Below are 13672 nucleotides of genomic sequence, written 5' to 3'. Positions count from 1 at the left end.
ACCAAACATGCTACCTAAAACACGTATACTACTATTAATTGTACTTCTTGCACTTGGGTTCAACAGGGCCCAGGCGCAGGAAGACAATCCTTATTTTGGGTATGAAGTACCTTCCCAGAATTTATTGAAATATAATAGATTCTTGATTAACCCAACCTTTTCTACGGTTAGGGAAGACAAATCGTACATCAATTTACTACACAGAAACCAATCGGTACAATTTGATGATAACAACCAAAATTACTTTTTAAGTTATAGTGGGCGAATCAGTGACCGTACGGGATTGGGATTGAGTTTGTATACGCAGCGTTTGGGTGCATTGAGCAACTATGGGGTTTTAGCCAATTATGCTTATGGTGTGAAATTGAGCGACAAGAGTAATTTTACATTTGGGGCGAACCTCTCTTACTATAATAGTGGTTTCGACGAAGGTAGGGCTACAACGGTGGAACAAGATCCCTTTTTGGCAGGATTCCAGGACCAAAATCTTTTGTCCTTTCAACCAGGGTTTAACCTTTCTTACGGTAATTTTGACATAGGTGCCTTTGCCGAAAATCTATTTGATTATAATTTAAAGACCAGTAAGTCCTTAACGGATTTTAGTGAAAAGACATATTCCGGACATTTACAATATACCCATCAGTTTAAAAATACATCGGGTATTTTGGAGGCTGGACGTTTGATGCCTTTGGCAAGAGTCCGTATGGATGGGGAAGAGGATAATGTAACCTTGGGAGGTAGTTTAATCTTGGACCTTCCTAAAATTGGTTGGATCCAAGGGGGATATGATAGTTTTTATGGAGCGGCTGCAGGAGTTGGTTTTAACCTAAACCGAAGGATTTCCTTAGGGTATACCATGGAAAAAGGACTCTCCAACAACTTTGACAATTTTGGACTTACCCATGAAATATCTTTTGCTTACTCCTTTACGCCAAATCTTACGGAAGACAGGGTCATGTTAGAGGATGACAACCTTGATGATTTAGTCACGAATGATATAGAGCCGGAGAACATCGCGACCAATGAAGAGATAGAGGAGCTTAAACGGAAGTTGGCTGAAAACGATGCCATCATTGAGGAGCTTATGTTTAGACAAGACTCCTTGGAATCCAACAGGCAGGCAGATTTGGAACGTAGATTCAATATGGTCATGCGTATGGTTCGCAACGAGACCAATGGTGACCGTCCGGATCTGGAAAAAAGAGCGGAAGAAATATTTAAGGGGAATGAAACTGATGTAGCATTGGCATCGGCGCAAAATACCAACAAGGATATTGGTAAGGAAACAAAAAATACCGAACGAAATATTATTCAAAAAGATGCTATAGCATCGTCTGTTACAAATCCATCCAATGTAATTGAGAAAAGTAACCAGAATGATAGGCCCTCAGAAGTTGAGAGTAATTGGAAAAAGGAGGAAGTGGAAGTTGCTTCCAATGAAAATCCTCAAGCAAGAGAGCCTAAAAAAGAATTGGTTAGGGAAGCGTCTCAAAAGGATGTTATAGTTTATACTCCTCCCGCAAGAAAAACGGTAAAAAGGGAACAGAATGAGCCTGTGGTTCAGGATAGGGTGAAAAGCAGAAAGTTTAAGGATTTACCTAACGTAAGGGATGGCTATTATGTAGTGGCCAACGTATATAAGGGAGGTCAGTACATGGATAACTTCTTAAACACTTTGGATGCTAAAGGCATCAACGCAAATTACATAGATAACCCTAACAACGGATTAAAATATGTCTATCTAGATAGATATGATACTTGGGAGGAAGCTGTGGCCGCTCATGACACAAATTTTAATGGTGCATACGAAGGAACAACATGGATTATGAACGTAGAGAATAGGTACACCAACGAAGCCTATGCAAACAATGTAAATAAGCTTAAAGAAAAATCATCTAAATACGATACAGGAGTACTTCGAAAAAATGTGGTGGAACAGGATAAGGTGGCGGCAAATAGTACGGAGCCTAGAAATTATGAAATTGAAGGAATCGGTTCTGGATATTATATAATTGCCAATGTATTTGCCAACCCCAGAAACGCCAATAGATTTGTGGCACTATTGAACTCCTATGGACTTAGTGCAAGTTACTTCATCAATCCTGAAAATAATTGGAGGTATGTATATCTAAAAAAGCATGATTCTTGGACGAATGCTTTGATTTCCTATTACTCCAAGCTGAACGATGCCTATGATGAAAAAATGTGGATAATGAGGGTAGCACCCGGACAGGTGGCTTAGTAAGTAAGAAATAATTAAAAAAAAGGACCAAGGAAACTATTTTCGCTTGGTCCTTTTTTGTTTATAGGCATCAACTCTATCTATCACCATCAATAGTGTTATTACTTTTGAAAGTTGTCGTTTTCATAAAATAAGATACATGGTTCCAAGGGGCAGAATAACATGTTTGGGGCGCCCGCAAGCCTTTTTTTTATTCTTTGTCCACATGATAGATTTCACCAAAGTTTCTAATCGCTTTTACGACATAAAAACGGAGCGTAAAGACTGAAAAATAGAGTATTTGCACTTCACTAACCATCAACAATTCCCTTTTCACAACATATTGCAATTCGGCTACAACATTAAATTTCAAACCTTCCTAGTATGGACAATCTTTGTTATTGGTGTATTCCATAGTGCCACCACCTAATTGGGGAGGCATAGGAATGATCCAAGAACAACCAGACTATGATTAAAGAAACTACCCTTTCTAGGTTCACCAAACCAAAATCGTCTATGAGAGATTTATTTCTTAGGCTTTCCTTGTTTTTGATTTTTTTGACAATGGGAACCTACACCTTGTTTTCTCAAGAATATGTTCCTTTTACCCCACGTCTTGATGGAGGAAATATAGAAGTAAGAGGCGACATTATTTTTGTGGGTAATAATATTCTTAACCGTGCATCTGAGTCAAATCCAGCACAAGCTAATGATCCATATAACGGAACAGAAAACAATAACTCGCTGTGGATGGAGTATATTGACATAGACAGTGATCCATCGACCTTCAGTTCCAGTAGTGCAGAATTGAACCTTACGGATCCCGACTGTTCTCAAATACGCTATGCAGGATTATATTGGGCAGGGACTTACCCCAATGAAAGAAGTACAGACGGTGGAGCACAATTTAACGGAACTCCTAGGATAGAGGAATGGAACGAGATAAAATTTCAAATTCCGGGAGGTGCTTATGTCGATTTAGTCGCGGATAATAATCCCGATCCCGTAGGCGAAGAGGACGATATTATTTTAGATGGATATCAACCGGGAAATCCTGGGGTATTCGTGAAGGACGCTCCTGTCATTTGCTATAAAAATATCACGAACTTAGTACGTAGCAATGCCAACCCCAATGGTTCATATACAGCAGCAAACATTAGGGCTACACGAGGTAGAAGAGATGGTTCGAGCTCTGCCGGATGGGTGATGGTCATTATTTATGAAAACCCAAACGAATCTGGTAAGTTTATCTCCACTTTTGATGGTTATGCAAGTCTTTCGGGAAGCGTAGGAAATGTTGATGTTGATGTTAATGGGTTTAGAACGCTTCCAGCGCCTTTTCCAGTCAGGGCGAGAGTAGGTGTTGGGGCCTTGGAGGGGGATCGAGGAATCAACAATGATAGATTTTTTATAAGAGCGGATCTCAACTCAAGTTCTGCATTTACCAACTTAAGTACCGGTTTTAACCCAGATAACAATTTTTTCAACTCAACAATTACAACTAATGGAGTCCAAGTTCCGACTCGTACACCTTATGGCACGAACACGCTGGGAACCGATTTGGACATTTTTAATTTAAACAACCCTAGTGAAACTGTGTTGCCAAACGATGAAACTGGTGCCACATTACGTTTTACTTCAACCGGAGATGGATATGGACCTTTCTTGGCATCCTTTTCAGTAGAAATTATAGAACCTAATATTGTTCTTGAAAAAAGGGTAGAAGATATTGCCGGAAACGACATTACCGGTCAAGGTGTAAATTTGGGACAAACGCTTGATTATGTTCTTTCCTTTAGAAATTTAGGAAACGATGATGCGGTGGGATATACCATAAGAGACGTTTTGCCCGTTAACACTACCTTCCTGAGCGTGGATCTTGATGGCGCTCCCGGAGTTACTCATTCGTTCGATTCAGCCACCAATGAAATTACATTTAATGTTCCGGACAATCTTGTCACAATGGGCAGCGCCGTTTATAATATTCGCCTTAGGGTTCGGGTGGCCGAAAACTGTTTTGATTTTGTGGACGCATGTACTGATCTTATACAGAATTTAGCCTATTCAACATATCGTGGAGATATCAATAGTGCTGTTATTTCGGATGACCCTAGTGTTTCCGATTTTGACAATTGTGGTTTTGTTACCCCAGGAGCAACTAATTTCTTATTGGATGACCTTTCCGCTTGTAATTTTTCCAGAACAGCACAACTCTGTGGTGATAACGTTGTGTTGGATTCAGGGGATGGATTCGATAATTATGTTTGGTATCTGGATGTTAACCAAGATGGTTTAATAGATGCCGGCGACGTTAATATAACAGGTCAGGATGGTAATCCGGATAATGACCCAAGTACCATTTTGGTTAGCGAAGTAGGAGTATATATTGTGGACAAGCAGGTTGCCGATCCCTGTAAGGGGTTTATGGAAATCATTACTGTTGAGCGTTTTGGAAGCACCCAAACGAATCCAATAATTGACTTTTTTAACAATAGTAATGCAGACGCAGATCCAACCAATGATATCCAAGGGGAAATCGTTGCCGACTGTGGTGATGGTACCACACTTTTCCCAAAAATATTTCTTTGTGGGATAAACGATACGCAATTATTACAGGTAAATATTTCAGATGCGCAAAATCTTTTTTGGGAGCGATTGGATGAATCTAGTTGTACGGTTCAGCCAGAAAATTGTTTGAATAGGAACTTGGGTTGTTCTTGGGATCAAGTTGGAACAGGAGGTAGTTTTACGGCTACAACGGCAGGAAAATATCGATTGTCCATTACCTATCAGAACGGTTGTGTTAGCCGTTTTTATTTTGATATATTTCAGAACACCTTGGATATTCAGTACAATACTACTAATGTAGTTTGTGATACGGATGGTAACATTACCATTACAAATTTAGGATCAGGGTATGGATATCAATTGGTTAACGCAAGTACAGATGCGGTAGTCATACCATTTAGCGCTAATAATGGGCCAAGCTTTGATTTTACTAGTAATGGAGCTTATAGGGTAGAAGTAGTTCAATTGGATCCGTCAACCGGTAACCCGATTCTCGGAGCATGTATTTTTAGCACACCGGATATAGGAATTCTTGATAGGGATTTGCAGGTAGATGTATTTCAAACGGATGCTAATTGTAATAACCTGGGAAGTATCCATATAAATGCTAACAATGTTCTTCCAAACTACCAATATGAACTTAGATTGGACGACGGAACGCCACCTCCCGCTACGCCTGCTTATCCTGGCCATCCGGGCGGAACACTGGTGGATAGCGAAACCGCTCAACCAAGTAATACCCATACTTTTAATAATGTCAACCCAGGTAATTATTTTATAATAACCAGAACTGATGATGGTTGTGTGGATGTTCAGTCGGTTACTGTAGGTCGTATACCGGACCCAACATTATCAGGCGTTACCATAGCCGATATTGGCTGTACCGCGGGAAGCATAGAATTGTCCAGAACCGGAGGGCAAGGCAATCCTGACTTTTTATTTGCTATCTGGAGTAAAGATGGCACAATTTTACATAGTCCTGGAGGTAGCCCTACCGAAAGGGAAATTGTAGATAATATTGACCCAAATGCGTATCAAGTAGAGACTACCTTCACTTTTGGATGGAGGGATGAAGATGACGACGGGAACGATGAATATTATCCAGGAGAAAATGGTACGTATCAATTTATCGTATTGGATGCTAACAACTGTTATGCTATTTCAAGTCCCATTACAATTAATGATAATGGCTCGTCCACTATTGATTCAATTGATGAAGTTCAACCTTCATGTAGTGGGGATTCAGATGGCGAATTAACCATAAATATTTCAGGTGGAATTGGACCTTATCAATATAGTATTGATAATGGAGCTAGTTTCCAACCTACCAATACCTTTGTAGGGTTGTCTGCTGGAAATTACGATATAAGAGTTTTGGATAGTAGTGGGTGTGATATATCCCAACAGTACGTACTTAACCAACCTTTTCCATTAAGTGCCTCCGCAGGTGTATCAAGGGATGCAACATGCGATCCGAATGGTGCTGAAGTACGGATTACAAATGTAGTCGGTGGAAATGCACCATACGAATATAGTTTTGATGGCGGTAGTACATGGGGAATTGCATCTACGGCTCTGTTGCCTCCTGGGGATTACACCGTTTATGTAAGGGATGGCGCCTGTTCTTATCCAATGGATGTAACTGTGGAAGGTCTGCCCACACCTCCAAATGTAACGTTAACCCCAGAGGTCTCTTATAATTGTGATGGTACGGGAACAATAACCGCGTCCCCAAGCATAGCTGGGTATGATTATAGGTATGCCCTTGATGGTATTTTTAACACTCCGGAAGATAGTAATGTATTTAACAATGTAGGACCGGGTACATATACCGTGACTACCTATTATGCTTCACAAACACCTCCCACACCAAGCCTTTTGTTAACTGAAGATTTTGGTGTTGGAAACGGAACAATTCCTAGTCCGGATACTATTGGATACGCGTATGAAGACCAAACCACCAGCACAGCAGGGGGTGGTGATACGAACAGAAACATTAATGATTTTCAATACAGCGTCACTAACCATATAGTAGCTCCTTTCGGGCCTTGGGTTAATCCAAATGACCATACAAACCCATCCGATCCAGATGGCCGTTTTTTGGTGATTAATGTGGGAACCCCTAGTCCTGGTCAAATCATTTATACAAAACCAATAAATGATGTTATTCCTAACAGGCCATTAACAATAAGCCTGTACATTTTTAATTTACTCAATGGGTTAATAGGAAACACACAGTTAAATCCTGACCTGACAATTGAAATAAGGACTACAGGGGGAGTTGTTGTCCAATCGATAAGAACGGGACAAATTCCTAAGAATACAGGACCGGATGACTGGGAGCTTTTCAGTACAAATCTAGATCCAGGTCCAAACACCAGCTTAGAATTTGTAATTCGCTCGGAAATTTCGGGGAATAGCGGTAATGATTTGGCATTGGATGATATTGAAATCTTTCAGGTTCCTGAAGTATGTGAGCTATTTGTTGAAACACCGGTAACCGTTGAAGCAGGAAGGGTTTTTGGAAGTACTTTCTTAAGTTCTACTAATGTGTCTTGTAATGGAGTATCTGATGGAACCATAACTTTTGAAGTAGATAATTTTGATCCTGTGGCTGGTTTCGAATATTCGGAAGACGGGGGAACAACTTGGATTACATCTACCACATCTCCAGTGACCACAAATGCCGTTTTTGGAGCAGGAAGTCAAACGGTATTACTTAGAAAAGCGGATGAAATAACATGTACATCCTCTGTAACAGCAACGATTACAGAACCAGCTGCATTGGTTGCTACTGCTATAGTTAACGAACAAATAACATGTAATGCAGGAGCAACGATAACGGCTAATGCGACTGGTGGAACACCAACGTATGTTTACCAATTGGAGGATGATTTGGGCAATGTGATTGCAGGATACGATTTTGCAACTAATGGCAACAATAGGGTATTTAGTAATATTACGCTTGCCGGCGACTATATTGTTAGGGTAAGGGATACTAATAATTGTACTGATGCGATAGACACTGCGTTGACAATTACAGAACCTGAAACCATTGCTTTTGACGCGATTCCGACAGCATGTTATTCTGGAAATAATGACGGAACCATTATTGTAAATGTAACCGATGGAAATGGCGGTTATCAATTTAGAATCGATGGAGGCCCATGGAGAACACCTACACCTGTTACCGCAACCACGTTTACATTTCAGAGTTTAGCAAGTGGAAGCTATGATATTGAGGTTAGAGACCAATTTGGATGCCCATTGGCCTCCAATACACAAACAGTTGTACTTAATCCAAGTTTGAACGCTACGGTTGAGGTAGTTAATATTAGTTCATGTGCGGACGGTGGTATCACTGTCAATGCACAAGGGGGTGATGGAGACTATTCCTATGCCTTTATGCCAACAGGTTCTGCACCAGTATTTACAGATTTTGGTTCATCCAATACGTTTGCGGTTACTACGGGCAATGATGGGGATTATGATGTATATGTACGGGATAATTTTGCCGTTGCTCCGGATGCTTGTAATTATATGGAAACGGTTACTGTAAATCCTGCGGTGGCCTTGGCTTTCACGGCAACACCTACGGACCCGGAATGTTATGAGGGACCAGGATCTATTGAAGTAGATATTACATCTGGTATTGGCCCTTACACCATACAAATTATAGATTTGGATAATGGTGGTGCAGCTGACCAGACCAATACAAACGTTGTCAACACAACAAGGACTTACTTTAATCTTGCAGATGGAGATTATACCATAATCGTAACGGATGCTAATAATTGTGCCATAACAGAGACGCCGGTAACCATCAACAATCCTGATGAACTTATTGCGGAAATCAGTCCTATTTTGCCTCCCGGTTGTGACCCTGACCCTAATTTATACGGGTTTGAATTTATCAATTATACGACAACATTAGGAACATTGGAATTTAGTTCCGATGGTGGTGCAACTTGGGGGTTATCAGATACTTTTGTTGGTGCTAGTTTCGCTTCCGGGACAGAAGTATTGCCTTCAGTACGGGTACAGGGTACTAATTGTCAGATGGACCTTCCAAGGTATACGATACCATATCCTTTGGATGATTTGGATATCACCATTGCAGCGATTGTTATAGATTGCAATGACCTACAGGTTACCGTACAAGGTACTGCAGGGCTTTCTCCTTACGAATATACCTATTCTGAGGATCCGGTCAATTTTGACCCCGCCACAGCAACTTGGACGGCCGCCACACCTGGAAGTCATGTTTTTGCAGGTCTGGTTCCGGGACGTACTTATGTGTTCTATGTTAGGGATTCCTCCGGGCCTCCAGGATGCGTGCGTCAAAGTAGTGTAAATGTTAATAATGTGGCACCGCCGCCAATACAAATTGATGGTGTAGCTACACCAACTTGTGACGGACTTACAAATGGTCAAATCACGTATACAGTTACTGAAAATAATCCCGGCGAATTGGGAGGAACCTTTGATTGGGAACTTTTTAGAGTAGGAAGTCCTGCCCACACTTCTATAGCTACAGGTACCGTTGCTTCTTTTACAACAGGTGATACTTTTGTAGCGCCAACCCCGGCAAGTTTGGGAGCTGGAGATTATTTTGTAGAAATTAGGGGAGCTGCACCGAATAATTGTGTAATAGGCAGCGAAAATGTAGAGGTTGAGGTATTAGACCCCATTACTTTTACACCAAATGTATTAGCTGACATTACCTGCGCCGACCCGGGACTGATTGAAATACAGAGCGCACAAGGGGGAGGTGGAATGTATACCTACACTTTAAGCAGTGCTAATTTCATTGCACCTATTGTAACCACTAACAATCCTATAGAGGTTCCAATTGCTAATTTGGTAGACCCTACAGCTACTCCTTTTAATGTGTTGGTTGAAATAGCCGACCAGTATAGTTGTCCTGTTACCAGTTTGCCTACCCATACGGTTTCTATGAATATTTCACAGAGTCCCACCATAACCAGCGTAACTACTACAAATTGTGGAACGCCTTTTAGCATTACCGTTAATGCGAGTGGCGGTTTGGCGCCGTATCTGTACTCCATTAATGGAGGCACTACGTATGTTAACAATGGAGGGGTTTTCAATAATGTTCCAGTAGGTTCCTATGCTATTTCCATCATTGATGCGAATGGTTGTACCGCTTCTGATACCGCCGAAATTTATCCAACTTTACAGGCAAGTGCGGTACAGACAAAATTTTTAGACTGTACGGTATCCCCCAATGCCGAAATTACGATTTCAGCAAGTAATGGTTCAGGTTCTTATGACTATCAAATTTCCGGACCGGTAAATCAAGTGAGAACTGCACTTCCTTCTCCGGCGAATTCAATTGTATGGGACATGGCATCAGCTGCGGGAATCTATACGGTTGAGGTTTTTGACAATAACAGACCAACGTGTCCGGCTAGAAGTTTTATAATCGATGTGCCAGCAGCGATTGTACCTACAATCGACACAATCAACACAACCGATGTAACCTGTAACGGTGCGTCGGATGGAACTATATCCGTTACTGTCTTGGACAATGCTACAGGACCTTATACTTTTGAAATCACTTCCTTGGATGGAAGCCCCATTTCGATTGCTCCAACAAGTACTTCCAATATTTCTGCAACATTCACAGGTTTGGCACCAACAACTACTCCTGCGGGTTATATAGTTACAATTACGGGTAACGCCGCTACAAACAACTGTAGTGTGGATAGCAGCTCCATTACAATTGCAGAGCCTTCTCCTGTAGTGGTAACCATGGATGCTACGGTGGAATTTGCTTGTACCATGGGTAACAACGGCAACAATGCAAGTATTTCTGTACAGAGCGTAACAGGAGGTTCAAATACTTTTGTGAGGTATCAATTTATCAATGATTTAAATCCTGGCATACCAGTTCAGGATGGTACGAATACAACATACATCGAAACCAACCCTAACGGCGGAAATTATACCGTCAATGTTTTTGATGATTTAGGGTGTATAGGCACTGCAACAGCCAGTATTGCACCGTTTGTACAAATAAGTGATCCAGTTGTGACGGATACTGCTGATGTGACCTGTAATCCAGGTAATGATGCACAGATTGAGGTTGGTGTTACTGTAAACCCAGGAACTGCCACCCCAAATTTAGAATATGTGGTAAACGGAATCAATGTGGTGTATAATCAATCAGTTTCCTCAACAAATCATTCCGAAACCTTCAATGGATTAGCGGCCGGTAATTATAGTATTTCCATCACTAATTTGGATACAGGGTGTATGATCAATACGGTACATACGGTTGAAACACCACCAGAAATGGATGTGGTTGCAACAAAATTGACCGATGAGGAGTGTTTGAACAATGGAGTGGATGATGGAAGTTTCGGGGTTGCAATATCAGATTATGTTGGAAATTATTCCTATCAGGTATTTGATGTAAACAATAATCCGATTGCAGGGCAAAATGGAACAGGCAACACAGCCACTGCCTTGCCACCGATAACTAATTTGCCGGGAGGAACATACTACGTTCGTATTACACAGACGGAAGCACCATTCTGCGTGGAGAACTCCAATGTAATTACGGTTAGGGCGCCACAAGCGGCAATTACCGCCGTCATTACTCAGCAGACGAGTGTTAGTTGTTCCAATGACCAAGGAAGCTTGTTGGTAAACCCAAGTGGTGGGCAAGGTCCTTATACGATTACGTTAACAAACACTGTCACGGGTCAAGCGCCTTATATTCAGACCAATGTGAATGCATTTATTTTCACGGGTTTATCAGCAGGAGATTTTGATATTTTGGTGACAGATGCCTATGGTTGTGATTTCACCGATAGCATTACTTTAATTAGACCAGATGACATTCTTGCAACATTATCGGCAAGTACGCTTGTTTGTTACGGCGACAATAATGCTTCTGTTACGGCTTCGGTTGGACCAAGAAACGTTACACCACTTTATCAGTATCAGTTAAATGTATATGATAATATGGTATCAACAACACCATTACAAACGTCGGTTAGACAATCATTAAATACTTTTGACGGCCTCAGTGCTGGATTTTACAGTGTTACGGTAACTGATGATGAAGGTTGCGCTACGGAGACAAATAGAATTCAAATAACCGATCCGGCGGAGGTATCCGCACAATTGATACGAACAAGCGAATTGACTTGCCAGACGGGTGCTGAATTGGAATTAAGGGCAGTTGGAGGAACTGGTCCGTACACTTATAGTGAGGATGGGGTCAATTTCTTTCCAATGAACGCGGCTAATGGGCCTAACACACACTTATTTACAGGATTAAGTGCGGGAACCTATCGCTATTACGTTCAGGATTCATTCAATTGTCAATCCATACTTTCCAACGAGATTGTGGAAGACCCAATTGAACCGTTGACTTTGGACGTTGATACTTCTGGAGCGTTCATCAATTGTACTGGAGAAAATACCGCTATTATTTTTGCGGATGCTGACGGTGGCTTAGGAGATTATGAATACTCCCTTTACACGGATGCCTCTCTAAGTGTAGGTTCTAGAGTAGCAGGACCAAATTCAGATGGTATTTTTAGAAATCTTACCGCAGGTGTCTATTTCGTAGAGGCCGTTAGTGGAGATTGTACAACGACTCCTGTTCGGGTGCCAATTATTGAGCCAGACCCACTGGCTATTTCAGATAGTTTTACTAATGTAACGTGTGCGGGCGAAAATGACGGTAGTATTACGGTTACCCTTTCGGGTGGAGCTGGTGGATATCAATATGCCATTTCTCCAAACCTAAACCAGTTTGATACGGAAAATACATTTACCGATTTGGCTCCGGGCGATTATGTTGTGATAGCGCAAGATCAAAATGGATGTTTTGAACGTTTGGAGTACACCATAATAGAACCAGCGGTGATTATGGTTGTTCCAACCGCATTACCGGAAGTTTGTGTTGGAAGTGCTGACGGTTCAATCACACTGGATATTACGGGGGGAACAGCGCCCTACAGTACGGCATTAAATTCTAATAACGATGCTGATTTTGTTCAAGACAGGTTAGCTTTCAATGGCTTGTCCGGAGGTAACTATTTGGTATTCGTTAGGGATGCCAATGGTTGTGAAACCAATTTGGTCGTTGATATCGACCCTGGTGTTAATTTGAACGCAACGATTGAACCTGTATACGAATGTTCTGGAGATACTCCGGATAACTATGTGAACATTACATTGGAAGATCAAACGGTAATCGGAGATGTACTTTATGCATTGGATTCAATGGATCCTGCTGATATGCAGTTGAATCCTGATTTTAGAAATACCGCGCCAGGCTTGCATTATATAGCAATTGCCCATTCTAATGGATGTGTTCAAACATTCGATTTCACTATTGAGGCCTTTGAACCTCTGACGTTGACTTTAGAACAAAGAAACCTCAACGAGATTACCGCACTGGCGGAAGGAGGTAGGGAAGGATACACCTTCTATTTTGACGGTAGGGACAATGGAGATGACAATACGTTCTATATCACCAGAACGGATACTTACGAAGTAATCGTGATTGATGAGAATGGCTGTGAGATGGCTGCCAATATATCCATGGAGTTCATAGATGTAGATATTCCCAACTTCTTTACTCCTGATGGAGACGGGAAAAACGATTTCTGGATACCTAAGAATATTCAGCAATTCCCAGATATACTAATAAAGATTTATGACCGTTATGGTAGAGTGGTTTCCAGACAGGCCTATGATGCTCAAGGCTGGGATGGAAAATATGAAGGAAATGAATTGCCAACAGGAGATTACTGGTACGTCATCCAATTGAACGGAGAGGAAGATAGTCGGGAATTTGTAGGCCATTTCACCCTGTATAGATAAAAACCTTAACCTAAA

2 protein-coding genes are annotated in these 13672 nt (G+C 41.4%); both read left to right on the top strand.

Going from position 1 to position 13672, the window contains the following annotated elements:
- Nucleotides 1-7: 7 nt before the first annotated feature.
- Nucleotides 8-2242, top strand: a complete 2235-nt coding sequence (locus CJ263_RS08260) for a PorP/SprF family type IX secretion system membrane protein (RefSeq protein WP_094996831.1) — start codon at nt 8-10, stop codon at nt 2240-2242.
- A gap of 495 nt (nt 2243-2737) precedes the next feature.
- Nucleotides 2738-13657 carry a T9SS type B sorting domain-containing protein gene (locus CJ263_RS08255; protein ID WP_158657112.1) on the top strand — a complete coding sequence of 3640 codons (10920 nt, stop codon included), beginning with the start codon at nt 2738-2740 and terminating at the stop codon, nt 13655-13657.
- Nucleotides 13658-13672: the final 15 nt, after the last annotated feature.

Origin of the sequence: Maribacter cobaltidurans, assembly GCF_002269385.1 — a bacterium.
GTDB classification, from domain to species: domain Bacteria; phylum Bacteroidota; class Bacteroidia; order Flavobacteriales; family Flavobacteriaceae; genus Maribacter; species Maribacter cobaltidurans.
Note: the sequence above shows the minus strand (reverse complement) of the source record. Positions and strands in the feature narration are given on the sequence as shown.